Raw genomic sequence first — 18,634 nt, forward strand, 5'->3', positions numbered from 1 at the left:
TTAATCTAAATCTTAATCAATCAACATTTTCAGCTTCTAAATCAAAATCTTCTTCTTCGTATTGTTCTTCACTTATTTCCTTATTTTTACGTCGAAATAAGCGATGACTTGGTTTGTAAAGATTACGTGAATCAAGCTTATTCGCGATAAGAATTTTCTGTTCTAAAATAGAATATTTTAAAAAGAGATTATTTTTCCAAATCACTTGAAGCGATTGATCGAATGGATCAAGCAATGCATAAGAATAGCGTAATTCATCGTGGTTCTTTCCTCCAACACGAATAAGTTTATCAATACAAACAATTAATCCGCATTTTGTCTGCATGAAATTTGAATAATGAAAGTGCCCAAAAAGCATAAGTGAAGGACATATACGATTATAATAGTCTCTTATCATAGGAGACCCAGTTTTTGATAATTTCTGGTGAGTTTTAAAATGTAGGGTATCATCTAACAATCCATACGCAGGACGATGAGAAAAAATCATATCAAATCCATCATTTTCACTAAATTCTGGATGTTTTGCATTATTATCTGTCTCTTCACCCCTATATTGATAATCAATGGGTAATACTTTCCAACCATTTAACAAAAATGGTTCTTGATCTTTCATTAAATGCATTTTAGGAAAATTCCACCAATTATCAGGTTGAGTCAAATCTTCATTTCCGCGAATATGAAAAAGAGGAAATGGAAATTTCTCAAAATATGTTAAATCGTGCCATTCGTTTTTCACTTGAGTTTTCAATTCTGGATTAAAGTTTCTCCCAGACCAAAAATCACCTAAATGAACTGCAAAATCTATATCTTCTTTTTCATTCATCATGTAAAAGAAATTGGTCATTTCTGGAATTTTTGCATGAACGTCACTAATAATTAAGATCTTGCCGAGTTTTTCTCCCATTTTGGTCACAGCACATATTGTGTTTGTTGGATGATTAATAAATTTTTCATTCAAAGTAGATGCTATAAATGAAAATTTAAGCGTATTCTGTACAATGTAAGAAATAGCGATCCTAAATAAGGGTAAGGGTTAGGAAAGCCAAGCATGAAAGATCTACAAATAAGGAATATATAATTGAACCCATAAAATAGAATTAAAGGTACCGTGAGCAATAATTGATATAATCAAATCTCCTTTCTGAAACAAAGTAACTCCACCTAAAAGAAGCCCGAAAATAAAGTAATATGACCAAAATGTGAGAAATGTTGCCCATGGGACAATTCCTGGAAAAACATGGTAAATCATAAAGATGGCGCTACTAAGAATTAATGCCCAGAATTTTGATTTATGACCAATTTCCTTTAATATTACTCCTCGATAGCAAAATTCTTCAGAAAGCGCAACGGTTATATACATCAACACGACTCCAACAACTATTATAGCCCAAATTAAAAGAGGATTTGGAGGTGGAGGAGGCGGAGTTGTGTTTACAGCACCACTAGTCGCTGTGTGATAAAAATCTTCACCTTTCAACTGAATTATAATCTTTCTTATAGTTTTTGCCATAAAACTACCAATATAATAAAACAAAACACCTAAAGTAACACCAGAAAGAATATCGGCCACCCTTAATTTCCAAGATCGATGTAAACGTTCGTTAGGAATAATTCGATGACGAAATTCATATTTTAAGTCCTTTTTTTGAAATTTAAAAACGAGCATAGGAATTAGGATAAAAAGAAGTTCAATAATACAGAAAATAAAAAATGAGAACACATTTTGAGCTAAATCTAATCCCATAATATAAATTAATCCTTTTCAATTTTAAAAATTTGAGGATTTGAAGAAATATCTTGTTGTTCTTTCATTCGATTAAGGACCATATCTCGATCTTTAAATCCAGCAGGTCCTGGTTGTTCAATTAAAAAAGACGAAGCAGCAGATGCAATTTTTGCACATTGCAACATTGTTTCGTGAGTTAAATTATAATCGTTTGAATAAAAATTGACAATCTCTGATAACAAAACAGCCATAAAACAATCACCAGCACCTGTTTCGTCTACACAATTAGTTGGACGATAAGCACCAAATGAAATCATAGGATTATCAGCATGCTTATAAATAAATCCTTCTTCACCTAATGTTGTAAAAACGTGAATACCCAAGTTCGCTAGTTTTTGAGTTGCATTTTGGACGGAGGATTCTTGTGTTAAATACATGGCTTCTTCACCGCTTGCCTTTAAAATAAACCGATCTTTCAAAAGTTTTAGAATAGGTTCAAGTTTTTCATATACAGAATAACAATCTTTGCTAATTACATATCCATTTTCATCAAAATCACGTATAATGCCTTGAATATCCAAACCAATTATTGTTTTTTGAAGTTGCTTATGATTTGCAATAATTTCCAATGTTTTTAATGATATCTCACCAGCAATTGGAGTTAAATGAATTGCGCGTGCATCAAATATAGATTGAGGAAAATCTTTAATTGTTATCTTGGGAGCTTTATGTCGAAGCCGTAATTTCCTAGTAGAACCTTCATATTTTAATTCGTAGGATGTAGTAAAGGTGCCTTGTTGTATTTGAATTCCTGAAATATCAATACCCTTGGATTTAAATGGTAAAAGTAAAGATCGATCGAAATCTTTTCCTACTTTTGATATGATAGCAATCTGAGAATTGGGGTTATAATATACTGCTGCTAAACTTCCATAGGTTACTCCCCCACCCAAACTTCGTTTTAGCTTTTCATTTGAATTACTTGTATTACTGTGATGGTTGTAATGGTTCTGATGGTTATGTGAGATAAAATCAAAAGCAAAATGACCGATAAAAACTATGTCAAGACGATTTTTTATCATGTACCGAGAAAAAAGAAAGCATAAACATTAAAATTTGCGTTCTTCTACAATATAAATAAGAAGAAGGTGTTAAACACATGGTTCTTATCAGACAACCCTCAGCTGCAGGCCAATTTTACGCTCGTTTTAAACAAGATTTATTAAATTCAATCAAAAAATGCTTCAATGATAAATATTTCGGACCAAGTAGTGCGTTAACTGTTGGTGATTCGCCAAAAGATCAACAAAGAAAAGTGATTGGAGCTATTTGCCCTCATGCAGGTTATGTATACAGTGGTCCCGCCGCTGCGTTTTCATATCAAGCAGTATTTAGAGAAAGGCTACCAGATACTATCATTATTTTGGGAACTCAACATACTGGTTATTATAAAATTGCTACGATGAAAGAAGGAAAATGGAAAACTCCTTTAGGTTCAATTGCAATAGATAATGAATTCGTGAATGATCTATTAGGATCGGACTCAGAAATAATTGAAGATGACGCTGCATTCAATGGATTTCCCCACGGACGGGAACATAATATTGAAGTCCAAATTCCATTTATTCAATACGCGGCGCTTTTAGCTAAAAGGGAAGTTAAAATAGTTCCAATTAAAATAGGAAATATGAATCCTATCGTTTTAGAAAAAGTTGGGGAAACAATCGCAAAAGCAATTCTGAAAAATAACTCAAAGGATATTGCAATAATTGCATCGTCAGATATGACTCATTATCAGCCAAGATCTCCATTATCACCGAAAAAGGAAATAGATGAAGTTCAAGTAGAACGTGATCGAAAAGTAATTTCAGCCTTTGAAAAATTTGATTGGGACGAAACTTACAAATATGCAAAACAGACAACTGTATGTGGTCCACAAACCATTTTCACACTTATGATAACTGCTAGTAAATTGGGTTACACTCAAGCAAGAGCATTGAAATATTATAATAGTTTCCAAAAAATGGGTGAACATTCACCTTGTGATTATAGTGTAGGATATTTTTCAGGAATAATTGAAAAATAACACAATTATTAATAATTCAAAAAATAAAGATTATTCGAGTAATAAATCAATTTTTATTCTTTTTACTTTAATCGAGACATGAAGAAGAAGAATATTCACTTATTTATTAACTATTTTTGATGATATGAAGGAGGAAGAGTATAATAATGCAGTTTATTATTTTGCCAATCACGAATAATTAGTTTTTGAACTTCTACTTCGTTTACTCGCCCACCTGATTTCAATCGACCATATCTTTTCCCAATTTTTTCAATTAACTCATCTATTCCATCATCATCTTTTAATTGGATCTTGTATGTTCGCTCAAATTGTTCCCTCGTAATTAATGAATAAATTGATTCAACGACAGCCAAAGGATCTTCTAATTTATCTGCAATCATGCAAGATTTAATAGCCATTTCCATTTCATTTGTCTCATCGATGGGAATAACACCAGGAGTATCAATTAAGTATATTTTATTTGTTAATTTGATTTTTTTTATCACTCGTGTATAACCTGCGCGATTTGAAACTCCAACTTTCTTTTTACCTCTTGTAAGTGCTTCTATTAACGAGGATTTTCCTGTATTTGGATAACCCACAATCAATATATTTGTATTAGGACGGATTACAGTTTTTCGAAAATATTTTTCCAATTCTATAATTCCTCTATTAAATCGGGCGCTTACTGCAAAAATTTTGTAACCTTGAGTTTTAAAAAACCACTTCCATTCTTGCATCACAGATTTTGGAATTATATCTGCTTTATTCATAATCAGATATATTTCTATTTCTGGGCGATTTTGTTTGACAAAATCTTCAATCATTCGATTGTGAGTTCCAAGAGGATTGCGCGCATCAAGGACTTCTAAAATAATATCTGTTTCTTGAATTACGGTATTAAATATTTCTTTCCAATGTTTTTCGGTTCTCATTTTAAAAGCCTTTTTTTTATTTTTTTTTTTATTTGTTTTTTAAACATGAATAGATAAGCATGTAGACAATAAATGTAAATATTAGTGCTAATGATTAACCAATTGAAATCTGGCGCGATTATATATAGAACGATAGCGAAGTTCAAAAAATTCGAATAAATGATAACTTAATGCTAAGATGTATCCAAAAATAAAATACCAAAAATCTGGAGAAATTAAAATGATAGATAGAATCATGCTAACTCCTGCAAGAATTTCAGCTAATTGACACCAAAATGAATTAAAGTAGCGCTTAACAAAAAACCATTTATGATCGACTTCTTGAGCCATTAATTCTGGAACCTTATCTAATTCATCCTTAGCTAAGAGTAAACGCGGACCAATTATATGTCCGGAGAAAAATAAATTTGTTCCCCAGTCAAATAAATCAGCACCTACATGTAATATTGCAACAATTCCACAAGCAATAATCCAAAATTTGGCAAATACAAATCCAATTAATAAAACCATAATGGAAAAATAAATTGAATGGGTAAAAAACATACGATGGTTCTTTTGAGAAGACCAAATTAAGTAGATAATATCAAAATCAGAAATAACCGAAAAGAAGACAATTACTCCATATTGCCACCAAACAAGAGGAATTAACAATGTTATTAATGATGTAAAAATAATACCTATTGCATAATGAAATGAAAGATGCATTAAGGTAAAAAAGCTCATTAAGGTAAAAAAACTAATTAATTTGAAATAATCAATGGAATTTGAGCAATTTTTAAAAGAAATTCAAGCAGATAGCAGAGATCGTATCAAACAACTTCATCATTTCGCTAAAAAAGTTTGGCGAGATCGTAAATTCACACCAATAGACATACAAAATAAATGCATTGAAGCATGGGATGATTTATCTAGCAACATGGATTGTAAAATAATCCCTTTAATAAAAATTGATGAAGATCGTCCAGTCTCTAATCTAATTTTTGGTTCAGGAAGTTTCTCAACAGGAAAATTTCAAATAGAACAATATCTGAAAATTCAAAAACTAGTCTCAAATCCCCCAATTTCTCTTCAAGGTATTGTTAGTAATAAATCAGAAGAACATAACTGTAATACTCAAAATATTGCAAAACAATTTCAAATTCCTTTAGTTCTGTTAGATTTTGAAGATTGGTATCATAAATTTATTGATAAAATGGAAAAGAATCCAATTCGAGCAACCCGATATTGGTATCCGCCAAATTCAGAGCAAAAACCTTCTTTATCAGAACTATCACGTAGATTTAAGATTCGACAACAAGAATTTCATCATTTTCTCGGGGAACAAATTGAATCAAAAATATCTTCCCCTACAGATATTGTTAGTGCTCGCGGATATAATTTTCAATTTTGCAGCCAGATATTCCATCATCAAAGAAATAATCTTCCACATATCAATGATACTCATCCTGCAGACCTCTCATTTCTCGATCCAGAAACATATGAAAAATTATACGCTGGCTGGCAGGCTGGAGCAGTTCAAACCATGATCGATGATAATATCCATGAAATTTATCGTGGAAGCCTTATTGAAGTTGGATACATGGATTCTATCTCTCAAATTTCCGAATTGGATACAGGTGCTCTTTTATCATTGGGAAAAGGTGTAAAAATCCCTGCAGATCAAGATCCCCAGTTTTCAGCGCAACAAATCCAATCTGCTATGAAAATAATTGATGATTATTTTTATTGCACTTTAGAACCAACAGGCCTAATTTTATTCTGGGGAATTACAGACCGCCCTGTTCCTGTAATATATCAAGATTTAAATGGAACCCCAGTAATAATCAAACAGCATGCCGTAGTTGTTGGAGATAAATTTCACAGTGGAATTCATGCTTGGGGTCAAGATCTCTCAAGAGATTTGAAGGAATTAGAAGAATTTCTTAAATTTTAGAATATATCCTCATTTTATTACTAAAATTTTATCATTTATTAATAATCAAGAATGCAATTCAAGAACAGATATTTGTGAACATTCTTTTTTTTCTTTTTGTCGTTCTTTTCTAATTAAGTTAGGAAAATCTAAATTAACTGTTTTTAACATAATTCCTGCATGAGAGTTAAGTTCATCTAAATGAAATTGAACTGGACTTGGTTTTCCTTTGATAAATGAAATTATTTTGCTGCTACCTTTAAAATTTCTCCCATATGAAGAATATACTGAGTTACATGAAACAATAGGAATTCGATGTTCAAGAGCTCTGGCTTGAAGATAAATTTTCCAATTTTCCATACCACTCTCACTAATTAAAGTCGGTGAGAATATTATTTCTGAACCATGGGCGATGGCCTCTGAGATCAATATCGAAGATATGTGTAAATCAAAACAAATCAAAATACTGAACGTAAAATCAAGCTTTGAATCATGAAAACACACTAATCTAGATCCTGGATTTAAAATTTTCTTCTCGATTCCATAAAGATGAATTTTTCGCTGATAGAATTGCTCAACCCCATTTTCATCAAAATAATAGCAAACAATAACTGGTTTGTTTAAATCAGAAGATTTTTCCCAAATTCCGCCCGAAATTATTGAAATATGATACCTTTCTGCCCAAGATTTAACCAAATTATATTGTAAACCACGTTCTTCTTGAAAAAGAGAAATATTTACATTTTCTGATATTTTTGAAAAATCTAAATGATACCAACGTTCTGGAAGACATAAAATATCAGGTTTTTTTTGAACTGCTTGTTCAATTAAGAATTCGATATGTTCAAAATTCTTCTGATTATTATGGGTAAGTTCTGGTTGAATTAGAGCAATCTTGACTTTTTTTGCCATTCATTTTCACGGTTTAAACCATTTAAACGAATAATATGTTTTCGTAGTGGGATTTGCTAAAACGAAGCGTTTTTTAACACTTGTCGCCAATCTAGCACTTCTAACCACATCAATTGATGAAATCTTTGCATAAGGGGATAAAACTTGAATACAAAATGAAGAATGATCTATTCCAGGTCCTTTTCGATAAACAATAAAATCTGCACCAAATTTTTGTCCAGGACGTGGAATATATTTTTTCTCACGTAAATCCTCATAAATTAGATATCTTTCCTCAAAAAAAGGATAATTTTTTGTACAAAAATTATAGAATTCTGTAGGATTCCATGTTTTAGTAGTATTGTTTTGAAAAGAATGAATAATAATTATATTTTTCTTTAAAAGGTAATAAGATTCTAGTGCTGAAAGTTCTAAGGGTCGTTGAAAGGGTTCTATTTTTGGTTTTCGAATACCCACAGGTATACCAAAATATCGTCCAAATCCATATAAGAGATAACCATGAATGTGATTAAAAATCAAGATTTTTTTCCCAATCAATTTTGCTTCAATAGGTTCATCTGGTAGTTGCCCTTCTTGGAGTGTTTTTTCAACTAAAGGATCAATATTTTCATCCAATTCGGGATAGGATAATGGACTCATTATGTAGTAAAAGGATTTCTTTTGCCATAAAGTTAATCATTTTCAAAAATCGAGATGTAAATTTAGAAATATAATTACTTTTTTATATAATTTTGAGAATATTAAAAATTTAACTTAAAACCACAATTAAAACATGTTTTTGCACCTGTTGGGCTTTCAAAACCACATCTTGGACATTTAACAACTAAACTAGGCCGATATTCTACATTAAACCTAATTTGCTTCTCAATTTTTAAATCCAAAGCACGTTTCTTTTTTTGAGCTCGGGCGATATGGATTTTTTCTAATCGTCTTGAAACTATTTGTGGATTAAATAAAAATGGGAGAATAAACAAAAGTAGAGCTTCAATTAGAATTGCCCATTTTGTAAAATTGGTTTCATTACCTGTTGTAATTTTCTTTATATCATTTCCGATTAATGTCAATAAAAAAATAGATACAACGAGAGAAAGAACCGGCATTATAACTCGTGAAAATATTCCTTTTGATTTTTTTTCTGGTTTCGTTTGTTCGATTATAATCCGCTCCTAGAATTAAATTTTATTACTTGTGAATAAAAATTTTTTTATCTTTGATTTTTTGGATTAGATTATTAGTTGATTTTCAAAAAAAGACAATAACACCTCAGATGGCTCTCAATTATCATCTACTTGTCAGAGTGTTTCCTTTTTTCCAACAGATATCAAGCAAATGCCTTTTCATCATTGGTGTAAATAAAAAAAAAAGGGTAATATTATATCATTATTTTTACATTATTGAAATTCAATTAAACTATATTTTGTTTCAATATCAAGATATTCGAATGGAATTCCATCTGCTTGATAAAACTTTCCAAAAAATTCATAGAAAGTTAAACGAAGAGCATGTACTGCAGCTAAAACAGATTCTAAAACAACTACAAAGAGATTCCCAAAAATAAGAATAAGAATTATTCCAATCTCAGATTCAAAAAATGCTACCATTGAAGTAATAACCAACATCAAACCTATATGTGCCATTGCTAACGCAAGCAAACGTGTATAACTTGCTACATTGGAAAGCATACTTAGATATGTTTCAGATACATCCACTGCTTGTTCTCCGATTAAACTACTTATTGATTCTCCTTTTAAATATGAGATCCCTATTAATTTACCTATTGGTTTTCCAATAAGAATAGGAATTGTTGGAAGAATTACTGTAAGAACTGGATAAGGTATAGTAGAATCTGGAGAAAACCAAGATTTAAGATCGAAACCGTAAGTAAAAATAACATATGTTCCGCCCCATAACATAGCCATTTTCCATATTGGTTCTACAAACGCTAAATAGACTTTATGATTTTGAATATCATTTAGAAATTGAATTGAAAATCCCAAACTAAGATGAATTACACCAATTATCAAAGCAGCTTTTAAAACTGTAGTCACATCTTCCATTGGACTTGCAAATAGAGGTTTAATTAAAGTATTATTTCCAAATATTTCACCATATAGAAATCCTGCTCCCATTGCAGCGATGCCTAACCACATTAATAAAAATCCACCATCATACATACTACCTGATTTCTTTTTTCTATTTAAGAAAATAATCAATAATCCAAGAGCAAATAAAATAAAACCATGCCCAACATCTCCAAACATTAAACCGAATAAAATTGGATATGTTAAAGCAACTATTGGAGTGGGATCAATTTCAGAATAATTAGTAACTCCATATAATTGTGTCAGTAAGCGAAAAGGTTTGAAAATTTTTGGTGTTTTTACTAATGAAGGTACATTTTCAATGTTTTCTTCATCTTCAAATCGTGAAATCTCATATTCTTCATCAGAAGTCCCTACTTCTTTTCCTCCGCTTTGATTATCACCTTGATTTCTTTTTACTGGCTGAACAAAAACGCGAATTTCGGAATGAAATCGTTTATCAAATTCAGAAAGAATTTCATCTTGCTTTTTTGTTGGAATAAAACCATTTAAGCGAACAATATCGCCTCTATAAGTTTCTCTAAATTGCTCTTCTATAAAATTATATTTTCGACAATTTTTCATAATCTCAAGATATCCTCTAAACTTTCTTGCACTTTTCTTATAAACTTCAATCGCTTCAAGGCTTTCAAGATATTTCTTTTCTGCTTCATCAATTTTTTCTTGAATAAGATGGGAATCAAAACCTTCATCGTTTAAATATTCGAGATAATCTTCAATTTTCGTTGCTGCTTGGCAAATGGAATTGATTTCTTCATCATGACTTTTATGATAAATTAGGAAAAATGCAGTTGTTTCTGGGTTGATATCATTAAATTCTAAAATTACAGGAATTTGTTCATGTTCTAATGCGAGTTCTAATTCTGTAAAATCATTATGTCCCATAAAGCATAATTTAAATTTTAATTGGTCAAACCATTCAAAACAGACTTTATTTGCTTTATATTCTGTAGTAAGCCAAATAAATATCTCTTTTTGAAGACTTAAATTATTTTTTTCTCTAAAAAACTTCTCACGATTATTGATATATCCCTTTACCATTCTTATGTCATGAGAGACTTCTTCATAAAGTTTATCAACGACATCTTTAACTTGAGAGGCAGTATAAATAAGACGTTGATCTTCTGGAGGAATTTCGATATTATCAGGATCGATATTCATTTTTTGAAAGTAATAAATTAATTTTTCTTCAATTTCTGCTAATTTTTGTTCCATTTCTTCAATATCTTTATTTAACTGTCGTTCTCTACGTAGATGATGGTGAGTTTTTATCTCTGTTGGTTTAAATTCTTGGATATGAATTTGATATTTAGGTACTAAATTAAGTAAAGCAGGAACTTTACTTTTATGAATAGCTATTTTTAGGAAACTCATTTTTTCTGGAGTTAGCATATTTTTTTCACCATTTCTTTTACTAAGATTCTTCAATTTCTAAAAATTCTTTTATTTTCTTTAAGCGGATGAATTCTTCCCGTTCTCCGTCTGAGAGTATATCTTCAATGACACGTATATCATTATTTAATTTAGGAATTACCAAATCTTCTAATGCATCAATTCTTCTATTAATTTTTTTATAATTCTCAGAAATACGATACATACGTTTATCTAATTCTCCTAATTTTACCAGATTTTCTAAAGATTCATGAAGGTTTTTGATCAAAATATCTATATGAAGAGCTGTATCATAAAATGAATAAGAAGGAAGATATTCATGGGTTTCTTTCAATTTAATTTCTGGTAAATCAATTCCGCCTCGATGTATGTAAGTAATTTCTATTTTTGGATCTAATTTTGAAAGATTGTATAAAGAGATACGCTCAACTTTTTCTTTTCCAATAAATTGATAAGTTTCTTTCAATAATTCCATGTTTGCTAAGATAGTTTCTCTCATTTGATTTCTTACACTAAAAAAAGAAGATGAAGTATTTTGTAATAAATTATGTAGTTGTTCTCTCTTTATTTCCAGAAGAGATTCTCCTCTTTGAGAAAAATTACGTTTTTTCTTTAATCGAGACAATTCTGGTTTTGTGGGTTTAACTTTTTGAAATGACATGTAATTTTCCTTCTATGAATAAATTCTTTAAGCATAATAGATAGTTTTAACATCTATATTTTCGTCATAATATTTTTCAATAAACTCTCTTTTCACTCGAATTAATTCTGAACGATTCATGATTGAAAGCAATTTCCAAGCCAAATTAAAAGTTTTTTCAAACGAACGCTCAGAATCACCTTGATTGATAAATTTTTGTTCGAATAAATTTGCAAATGTCAGATATTGTTTATCAATTTCTGAAAGGCTTTCAGTACCTATAATTGATTCCAATTCGCGTATTTCCAAGGCTTTAGAATAACATGCATATAGTTGTGAACTTAAATCAGCATGATCTTCCCTTGTATTATTTTTACCAATTGCATCTTTCATTAAACGAGAGAGAGAAGATAAAGGATAAATTGGAGGAAATAAGCCTTGTTGGTGATAATCTCTACTCAAAACAATTTGTCCTTCAGTGATATATCCGGTTAAATCAGGGATTGGATGAGTAATATCATCATTTGGCATTGAGATAACAGGTATTTGTGTTATTGACCCCTTTTTTCCTTTAATTCTTCCTGCTCGTTCATAGATGCTTGCAAAATCAGAATACATATAACCTGGAAATCCTTTTCTAGCAGGAATTTCTCCTTTTACATTTGATATTTCGCGTAGAGCTTCAGCATAATTTGTTATATCTGATAATACAACCAATACATGCATATCATGTTGAAAAGCAAGAAATTCTGCTGTTGTTAATGCAACTTTTGGAATCAACAAACGTTCAATTGTGGGATCACTAGCAAGATTGATAAACGAAATGACTTTTGTAGACCCACGTTCTTCAAACTTCTGTTGAAAGTATAGAGCTTGTTCTGCTAACAGCCCAATTCCACAAAAAATAGTTACAAATGGTTCATTAGTTCTGACTTTAGCATTATTAACAATTTGAGCAACTAAACGATTGTGAGGAAGCCCTTGTCCACTGAAAATTGGAAGCTTTTGACCCCTTACTAAAGTATTTAAGTTGTCGAATGATGAAATTCCAGTTTGGATAACATCACGAGGATAATCACGGGTTACTGGATTCATAGGTTCTCCATTTATATCAAGCAAAACTTCTGGTAAAATTGGTTCACCACCATCAATTGGTTCTCCAATTCCATTAAATCTTCGCCCCATCATTTCCCTGGAGACGCCCACTTTAAAAATTTCATCCAAAAATGTAACTTGTGTGGTCCCTAATGTTAATCCAAAGCTTCCTTCAACCACTTGAATTACTACAACATCCTTACTTACAGTTAATACTTGTCCTGTCCTAACTTCTCCATCTTTCGTTTTTATTTTAACAACACTACCATTTTTTATATTATGGTTCGGTAGAGGTTTCATATAGACAAGCGGGTCCATAATTGAAGATATATTTGCATAACTGATTGACATTTTATTCAACTACGATATTGTTTTTCCAAATTACTAAATTCATCATCCATTTCATTACCTAATAATGTCAGTTTTTCAACTTCACTTGAATGAAAATCTAATCTAGCCCTACGTAAAGCGTTTAAACATTTCATTTCTTTGAATCGAAAAATGGGAACGCCAATTTTTATTAATTTCTGGCATTTATTGTAAAATTTAAGAAACAACAAAGCCAACCGCATTGTTTTCAAAGGACTCGAATACATATCATTATCATTAAAACTGTTTTGGATTAAATAACCATCCTTTATTACTGCAGCCATGAGAAGGATCAACTGTTGATCTGGTGGAAGATTCTCAGTTCCAATAAGTTTCGCAACACTTTCTAATTGATCTGCTTTGGATAATATGCTATTTACAGTTGTACGTGCTTCTTGCCACCCTTTTTCTATATTTTCTTCCCAATATTCTTCTAAATTATCATATAATGAATAGGAATCGGTCCAATTTACTGCGGGATAATGGCGTGCATAAGCTAATCGAGCATCCAATGCCCAAAAAGCTTTAACAAATCGTTTAGTATTAGTAGTTACTGGTTCAGAGAAATCACCACCAGGAGGTGATACAGATCCGACAATAGTTATTGAACCAAATCGATTTCCATTACCTAAAACTTGAACGAAACCAGCTCGCTCATAGAAATTACTTAAGCGAGTTGCTAAATAGGCAGGATATCCCCCTTCAGTTGGCATTTCTTCCAATCTTCCTGATAATTCGCGTAAAGCTTCAGCCCATCGACTAGTGCTATCTGCGAGTAACAGAACATTTTTCCCCATATCACGCCAATATTCTGCCATCGTTATACCAGCAAAAATAGATGCCTCTCGTGCAGAAACAGGCATATTAGAAGTATTTGCAATCATTATCGTTCGATCCATTAAAGGTCGATGATTTTTGGGATCTTCCAAAGCAGGGAATGAGTTTAATAGATCTGCCATTTCATTTCCGCGTTCACCACAACCAATATATACAATTACATCCGCATCAGCAAATTTAGCAAGACTATGTTGAACTACAGTCTTTCCAGTTCCAAAACCGCCAGGAACGGCAACAACACCACCTTGGGCTACGGGAAATAATAAATCAAATACCCTTGCACCTGTAATTAAGGGTTTTGAAGGAATAAATCGTTTTTTATAAGGTCGAGCCTTTCGAATCGGCCAACGAGTTAGTAAACTAAATTTCTCTATTGTTTTATCCCTTTTTTCAATTGAATATGCGAAATCTTCAACGCGCATATCCCCAGAATTAATGGAAACAATTTTTCCTGATATTCCAGGATGAACTATTATATTATGGGTTAAAGATAATTCTTGAACAGTTCCAACTATGTCACCTTCAGAGACAAAATCTCCGGGATTAACAACAGGATGGAAATCCCATATTTTTCTTCTATCAATTGCAGGAACTCTTAACCCACGTGCAATAAAGTCACCACTGATTTCTGCTATTTTTTCAAGAGGTCGCTGTATTCCATCATAAATCATGGTAAGCATACCAGGACCCAATTCCATGGAAAGTGGATATCGATAATTTTCTACAGTGGCATTTAATTCAAGCCCAGATGTATCTTCATAACATTGGATTACGGCAATTTTATTTACAATCTTAATGATTTCTCCAATTAAATTAAGTTTGGAACTTATATTAACCATATCTCCTACTGATTGATCTCGAAATCCTTCGACTTTGACGACAGATCCATTAATGGCAATAATCTTTCCTAATACTGGATGTGTTGATAATTTAGATTTCATATCGTTTCGCCTTTCCATGCTTTTCTTTGTCAATCTCCATTGCATTGCGTACATTAACTTCAAAAATGGGAAATATTTTCATAAATCTTATCTCTAAATCCTGATAGTGTTTTTCAACCATAGCATCAAAGGTATTATCAATAATATATTCTCCATTATTTGATACAATTTTAAAACCAATTCCAGTTTCAATTGGTTCATCTGAGATTTCAAAAAGATCTTTTTTCTCTCCAAGTTTTTCTAAAAACTGAAATTTTTTAGCATATTCTAAATCTTCTTTGTTAAAATGAATTGTAGCATTATTTTGAATTAATGGAGTAAAACTTTGGATTTTTTCGATTAAAAAATACATATAGAGATCCTTTTTATCATGAATACGTTTCCGAATTTCTAATTGTAGGAGTTTTAAAAAATCTGATATACATTTAACCTTTTTTTCAGCAATAGTCTGATTAATTTCGGTTATTTTTTCACTTTCGATTTTATTTAATTCAAATTGTTTCTTCTGGATAGAATTCAATTCCATTTTTAAGGTATCATGCTTTAATTTTTGCTCTATTTCTTCTTTAATTGCCTTAATTTGAGCTTCTCCTTGAATACGTATTTTTTCAATTTCTTGGTCAACAAATCGAGCCATTTCATAACCAATATCCTTAAAATCTTCGCGCAATGACATTATTTTACATCCCCTATTGATAATCCTAAATATTGTTTTATAAAATGATTATAATAATCCGCTGAAAATGGAGCTTTAATATCTGGAATTTCGACAATAATTGGAAATTTTTGAGATTTAATACCTTTGAAATAATTTTTAAAGCGAAGAAGATATTTTTCATTCATTATTATCATATCAATACTCTTATTACTCAAAATTTTTTCAAATTCAATTTTAAATTTCCTAAAATCCATTTCAGGAAGAGTAAAACCTTGGATTCCAATTAACCCAAACATTATATTTGTGTCTTCATCAGCTATGCATATTATATTCATAAGAGATCAAAATCCTTTATTTTTTATCCATACAGAGATAGTTTAATCCTAAAATTTTAAGTGCATCTTCAGTTAATTGGATTTTATTTATTTTGTAAAGCATACCAATTTGAGAGAGTATCATATTTTCTTTTATTTCTAAAGATTTGATAGATTTTTCAATTTCGTTTTCTAAATCTTTAATATCTCTGTTTATTTCTCGTTCTTTATCTTTGATTGCAGCTTTATATTTTTTTTCCCATTTCCTTTTAGTTTCTTTAATTTTCCTTTCCCACTTCACTTTTGCAGTTTCTACCCTATATCTATAGTGTTCTTCAATCGTTCTAACTTCCAGAAAGACATCTTCTTTGTTATTTGTAAATTCTCGATTACGTAATACTTCACAAAGTTCTGGAGAAATATCCCTGCATCTCAAACGTTCATCTTTGATTTTTCCTTGGATTTTGGAGGATAAAGAACCTTTTACAATAATTGAACTTGTTTTCTCAATTTCTCTATGATTTTTCTCGTTTTCATCAAGATTATTGTTCTTTTTCATTATTTTTTCATCTTGGTTAGTTGTGTTTGTTTTTTCGTTTTAAATTTCCATTGCATTTGTTTAATTTTATTGTATTTTATTTCCTAATACTGTTCTTGTATTAATGCAATATGAACAGCTCGAGCTATAATTTCTTGAATCTCAATTTGTTTATACAAAATAATTTGAAACATTAAAGATATCGATTTTAGTGATATATCAGCCATTATTGTATGTTGAAATCGGGTAAGAAACATTTCTAAGAATACAGTAGAAAGATGCTGCCACATTTTTGGATTAGGATTTTTTAAACTTTGAGCAAATATATAAAGCTTTTCATGTTTCTTCAATAAATTTTGAAGATGTTTAATGAATTCATCGAAGTTTGATGAACTTTGCAGAATTTGAAGCTTCTTTGGATTAAAAATATAACCATTATTTAACAAATAGGGAGAAATTTCATCTAAAGAGATCTTGTTAAAAAAAGCACGATATATAAGATTAAAATTATAAAAATCGACTTGAGAACGAATAAAATGCTCGATAAATTCTTGTTCTTCAGCAGGAAAATACCCGCTTTGCTCGATCATATTTTCAAAATAATATTTATCTAATTCTTGTTCTAAATAGAAAATTTCACCATTTTTTTCAATATGTTCTAATCCGCGTTCAATGATTTTTTTATATGGTGTGTTTTTAATCGCACTTCGAATTTCTGCGAAGTTTTTAGCTTTAAGAAGATCTGTGATGAAATTTTCACGTTCTAATATTACTGAAGGTTTTTTAAAAATATGTTCTAATTTCTGATCAATATCTAATCCTTCAATTACTCCATGTATAGCAATTTTTATATTCCAAATTTCATAACGAACAAGCAAAGTTTTTAAAAAAGATTTGATTGAGTCAGGAGAAGATACTAAAATTTTTTCTTCAATATCCATGTAAGTTTTCCAAAGATTTCGTTCAAACTCGCTAATAGAAAGATCTTCAGGATTAAAACGAGGGAAAAATCGCTTAATATAACTACCTAAAGATTCTAAATCTCGGAAAGATTCAAGTTTTTTCCTATCTTGTGCACTCATAAGAAGAGATTTTAAAACCACTAATTTTATGAAAATATAACCGTAATCATCAACCACTGCGCACATAGGTTTCCCGACATTTGTTTAAATGTATAATATTTAATTTTTGTTAAAGATAAATAAAAAAAAAACAATTTAGCTTACATTGTAAAGGTGGGGATTTTTGTCCATAGAAGAATAGATACAATCAATCCATAGACTGCTAATGCTTCACCTAATGCAACTACAAGGAAAGCTTTGAAGAATGCTTCTGGTCGCTCTGCTAACATAGAAATTGAAGCAGTTCCTGTAGTTTTAATCGCTAATCCCGCACCAATTCCTGCTAAGCCAACAGCTAAACCGGAACCAAGAGCAAGACCTAAAATAGCCAAACTATTATCAGTTGTAGAAACAGTTGTATCGCCACTCTGTGCGAGTACCGAAATCGTATTCACTGAAAAAAAAACGGTGAAAATTAATACGATTTGAAAGCCTAATAATAAAAGATAAAATTTAGTTTTAGCACGCGTTCTGGTACACCTTCAAATTATTTATGAAGCGTATTAATTAATAAAAAACACCTTCTGGTTTAAATATTTCTGATAAACCGAAAACTTTTTTATATAGTGTATTCGGTTAATTAGAATGAATTTGAATTTTAAATTAAAAGTTAATCGCCTAAATAGGCAAGAGCAAGAGGAAAATGAAAGAAATCATGAAAAGTTTTTTGACCAAAGTTCGACATTTTAAAACCCATACAAATAAATTTCACAGACAAAATGCAAAGAATTCCTCTTATCCTATTGATCCCTTAGAAATTCCTATTCAACAAGAAATTTTTTTAGAAGATTTACGCAAATTCCAAAAACAGGTTTATTTAATCGAAAATGAAATTACTTCATATTCACCAATTGCAAAGGATATTATAAATTTAAAACAATATAAATGCATATTAAAAGATTTTAAACACGTCATCAATAAACGATTAAAGGAAATTCGCAAATTAATCAAAAGATTTCAATCATTTCAGTCGAACTCATTACACATCTTAGAAAACAATTCACCTTACCATTATTTTTCGTTTTCAAAATAAAAAAATCTAATTCACCACACAGTAAAAACAAAAAATAAATAATA

Annotated in this window: 20 protein-coding genes; 3 read left to right on the forward strand and 17 right to left on the reverse strand. The window is 30.6% G+C overall.

Going from position 1 to position 18,634, the window contains the following annotated elements; translation table 11 throughout:
* Positions 1-16: 16 nt before the first annotated feature.
* The 3 genes from ACXLDF_RS06225 to ACXLDF_RS06235 all read right to left on the reverse strand — a co-directional run bounded on the left by ACXLDF_RS06225 (position 17) and on the right by ACXLDF_RS06235 (position 2,808).
* The gene (locus tag ACXLDF_RS06225; protein ID WP_457557768.1) at positions 17-904 is read right to left on the reverse strand and encodes a metallophosphoesterase family protein; all 888 of its coding nucleotides are present in this window, start codon (positions 902-904) and stop codon (positions 17-19) included.
* Positions 905-1,057: 153 nt separating this feature from the next.
* Positions 1,058-1,744, reverse strand: a complete 687-nt coding sequence (locus ACXLDF_RS06230; RefSeq protein ID WP_457557637.1) for a CPBP family intramembrane glutamic endopeptidase — start codon at positions 1,742-1,744, stop codon at positions 1,058-1,060.
* An 8-nt stretch (positions 1,745-1,752) separates the two neighbouring features.
* Positions 1,753-2,808 (reverse strand): carbohydrate kinase family protein, encoded by a 1,056-nt coding sequence (locus ACXLDF_RS06235; protein ID WP_457557638.1) that lies wholly within the window; start codon positions 2,806-2,808, stop codon positions 1,753-1,755.
* Positions 2,809-2,885: 77 nt separating this feature from the next.
* On the opposite strand from ACXLDF_RS06235, the gene amrB reads away from it, so the two are divergent.
* Positions 2,886-3,812 (forward strand): AmmeMemoRadiSam system protein B, encoded by a 927-nt coding sequence (gene amrB / locus ACXLDF_RS06240; RefSeq protein ID WP_457557639.1) that lies wholly within the window; start codon positions 2,886-2,888, stop codon positions 3,810-3,812.
* A 110-nt stretch (positions 3,813-3,922) separates the two neighbouring features.
* On the opposite strand, the gene ACXLDF_RS06245 is transcribed toward amrB, so the two are convergent.
* Positions 3,923-4,726 carry a YlqF/YawG family GTPase gene (locus tag ACXLDF_RS06245; RefSeq protein WP_457557640.1) on the reverse strand — a complete coding sequence of 268 codons (804 nt, stop codon included), beginning with the start codon at positions 4,724-4,726 and terminating at the stop codon, positions 3,923-3,925.
* Between the two features lie 87 nt (positions 4,727-4,813).
* Positions 4,814-5,449, reverse strand: coding sequence for a hypothetical protein (locus ACXLDF_RS06250; RefSeq protein ID WP_457557641.1), 636 nt, complete (start codon positions 5,447-5,449; stop codon positions 4,814-4,816).
* Between the two features lie 34 nt (positions 5,450-5,483).
* On the opposite strand from ACXLDF_RS06250, the gene ACXLDF_RS06255 reads away from it, so the two are divergent.
* A complete protein-coding gene (locus tag ACXLDF_RS06255; RefSeq protein WP_457557642.1) occupies positions 5,484-6,659 on the forward strand; it encodes a hypothetical protein in 1,176 nt (391 codons plus the stop codon).
* A gap of 45 nt (positions 6,660-6,704) precedes the next feature.
* Here ACXLDF_RS06255 and ACXLDF_RS06260 read toward each other — a convergent pair whose 3' ends face one another.
* The 12 genes from ACXLDF_RS06260 to ACXLDF_RS06315 all read right to left on the reverse strand — a co-directional run bounded on the left by ACXLDF_RS06260 (position 6,705) and on the right by ACXLDF_RS06315 (position 17,952).
* The gene (locus ACXLDF_RS06260) at positions 6,705-7,550 is read right to left on the reverse strand and encodes a carbon-nitrogen hydrolase family protein (RefSeq protein WP_457557643.1); all 846 of its coding nucleotides are present in this window, start codon (positions 7,548-7,550) and stop codon (positions 6,705-6,707) included.
* 6 nt (positions 7,551-7,556) lie between these two features.
* A complete protein-coding gene (gene endA / locus ACXLDF_RS06265; RefSeq protein WP_457557644.1) occupies positions 7,557-8,189 on the reverse strand; it encodes a tRNA-intron lyase in 633 nt (210 codons plus the stop codon).
* A gap of 101 nt (positions 8,190-8,290) precedes the next feature.
* On the reverse strand, positions 8,291-8,650 hold the full coding sequence (locus ACXLDF_RS06270) for a hypothetical protein (RefSeq protein WP_457557645.1): 360 nt from the start codon (positions 8,648-8,650) through the stop codon (positions 8,291-8,293).
* Positions 8,651-8,941: 291 nt separating this feature from the next.
* Positions 8,942-11,044, reverse strand: coding sequence for a V-type ATP synthase subunit I (locus ACXLDF_RS06275; protein ID WP_457557646.1), 2,103 nt, complete (start codon positions 11,042-11,044; stop codon positions 8,942-8,944).
* A 22-nt stretch (positions 11,045-11,066) separates the two neighbouring features.
* Positions 11,067-11,705, reverse strand: coding sequence for a V-type ATP synthase subunit D (locus tag ACXLDF_RS06280; RefSeq protein ID WP_457557647.1), 639 nt, complete (start codon positions 11,703-11,705; stop codon positions 11,067-11,069).
* Between the two features lie 27 nt (positions 11,706-11,732).
* A complete protein-coding gene (locus ACXLDF_RS06285; RefSeq protein ID WP_457557648.1) occupies positions 11,733-13,130 on the reverse strand; it encodes a V-type ATP synthase subunit B in 1,398 nt (465 codons plus the stop codon).
* A 5-nt stretch (positions 13,131-13,135) separates the two neighbouring features.
* Positions 13,136-14,944 carry a V-type ATP synthase subunit A gene (locus ACXLDF_RS06290; protein WP_457557649.1) on the reverse strand — a complete coding sequence of 603 codons (1,809 nt, stop codon included), beginning with the start codon at positions 14,942-14,944 and terminating at the stop codon, positions 13,136-13,138.
* Entirely contained in the window at positions 14,916-15,602 is a 687-nt protein-coding gene (locus ACXLDF_RS06295; protein ID WP_457557650.1) for a hypothetical protein, read from the reverse strand. Before ACXLDF_RS06295 ends, ACXLDF_RS06290 begins: the two co-directional genes overlap by 29 nt.
* The gene (locus tag ACXLDF_RS06300) at positions 15,602-15,919 is read right to left on the reverse strand and encodes a V-type ATP synthase subunit F (protein WP_457557651.1); all 318 of its coding nucleotides are present in this window, start codon (positions 15,917-15,919) and stop codon (positions 15,602-15,604) included. The genes ACXLDF_RS06295 and ACXLDF_RS06300 overlap by 1 nt, the downstream gene beginning before the upstream one ends.
* 16 nt (positions 15,920-15,935) lie before the next feature.
* Entirely contained in the window at positions 15,936-16,457 is a 522-nt protein-coding gene (locus tag ACXLDF_RS06305) for a hypothetical protein (protein WP_457557652.1), read from the reverse strand.
* Positions 16,458-16,540: 83 nt separating this feature from the next.
* Positions 16,541-17,584 carry a V-type ATPase subunit gene (locus tag ACXLDF_RS06310; RefSeq protein ID WP_457557653.1) on the reverse strand — a complete coding sequence of 348 codons (1,044 nt, stop codon included), beginning with the start codon at positions 17,582-17,584 and terminating at the stop codon, positions 16,541-16,543.
* Positions 17,585-17,658: 74 nt separating this feature from the next.
* Complete coding sequence (locus ACXLDF_RS06315) at positions 17,659-17,952, reverse strand: ATP synthase subunit C-like protein (protein WP_457557654.1); 294 nt, start codon at positions 17,950-17,952, stop codon at positions 17,659-17,661.
* 248 nt (positions 17,953-18,200) lie between these two features.
* Between ACXLDF_RS06315 and ACXLDF_RS06320 the strand changes: the two genes are divergently transcribed.
* Entirely contained in the window at positions 18,201-18,590 is a 390-nt protein-coding gene (locus ACXLDF_RS06320; RefSeq protein ID WP_457557655.1) for a hypothetical protein, read from the forward strand.
* Positions 18,591-18,634: the final 44 nt, after the last annotated feature.

This window comes from Candidatus Harpocratesius sp. (assembly GCF_054039255.1).

Bases quoted from the DNA above. Each gene is read 5' to 3' on its own strand.
- ACXLDF_RS06255 (WP_457557642.1), top strand. From the start codon at position 5,484: ATGGAATTTGAGCAATTTTTAAAAGAAATTCAAGCAGATAGCAGAGAT.
- ACXLDF_RS06230 (WP_457557637.1), bottom strand. From the start codon at position 1,744: ATGGGATTAGATTTAGCTCAAAATGTGTTCTCATTTTTTATTTTCTGT.
- ACXLDF_RS06300 (WP_457557651.1), bottom strand. From the start codon at position 15,919: ATGAATATAATATGCATAGCTGATGAAGACACAAATATAATGTTTGGG.
- ACXLDF_RS06290 (WP_457557649.1), bottom strand. From the start codon at position 14,944: ATGGAAAGGCGAAACGATATGAAATCTAAATTATCAACACATCCAGTA.
- ACXLDF_RS06305 (WP_457557652.1), bottom strand. From the start codon at position 16,457: ATGAAAAAGAACAATAATCTTGATGAAAACGAGAAAAATCATAGAGAA.
- ACXLDF_RS06245 (WP_457557640.1), bottom strand. From the start codon at position 4,726: ATGAGAACCGAAAAACATTGGAAAGAAATATTTAATACCGTAATTCAA.
- ACXLDF_RS06260 (WP_457557643.1), bottom strand. From the start codon at position 7,550: ATGGCAAAAAAAGTCAAGATTGCTCTAATTCAACCAGAACTTACCCAT.
- ACXLDF_RS06320 (WP_457557655.1), top strand. From the start codon at position 18,201: ATGAAAGAAATCATGAAAAGTTTTTTGACCAAAGTTCGACATTTTAAA.
- ACXLDF_RS06285 (WP_457557648.1), bottom strand. From the start codon at position 13,130: ATGTCAATCAGTTATGCAAATATATCTTCAATTATGGACCCGCTTGTC.
- ACXLDF_RS06250 (WP_457557641.1), bottom strand. From the start codon at position 5,449: ATGAGCTTTTTTACCTTAATGCATCTTTCATTTCATTATGCAATAGGT.
- ACXLDF_RS06225 (WP_457557768.1), bottom strand. From the start codon at position 904: ATGGGAGAAAAACTCGGCAAGATCTTAATTATTAGTGACGTTCATGCA.
- ACXLDF_RS06310 (WP_457557653.1), bottom strand. From the start codon at position 17,584: ATGTGCGCAGTGGTTGATGATTACGGTTATATTTTCATAAAATTAGTG.
- ACXLDF_RS06280 (WP_457557647.1), bottom strand. From the start codon at position 11,705: ATGTCATTTCAAAAAGTTAAACCCACAAAACCAGAATTGTCTCGATTA.
- endA (WP_457557644.1), bottom strand. From the start codon at position 8,189: ATGAGTCCATTATCCTATCCCGAATTGGATGAAAATATTGATCCTTTA.
- ACXLDF_RS06235 (WP_457557638.1), bottom strand. From the start codon at position 2,808: ATGATAAAAAATCGTCTTGACATAGTTTTTATCGGTCATTTTGCTTTT.
- ACXLDF_RS06275 (WP_457557646.1), bottom strand. From the start codon at position 11,044: ATGCTAACTCCAGAAAAAATGAGTTTCCTAAAAATAGCTATTCATAAA.
- ACXLDF_RS06270 (WP_457557645.1), bottom strand. From the start codon at position 8,650: ATGCCGGTTCTTTCTCTCGTTGTATCTATTTTTTTATTGACATTAATC.
- amrB (WP_457557639.1), top strand. From the start codon at position 2,886: ATGGTTCTTATCAGACAACCCTCAGCTGCAGGCCAATTTTACGCTCGT.
- ACXLDF_RS06295 (WP_457557650.1), bottom strand. From the start codon at position 15,602: ATGTCATTGCGCGAAGATTTTAAGGATATTGGTTATGAAATGGCTCGA.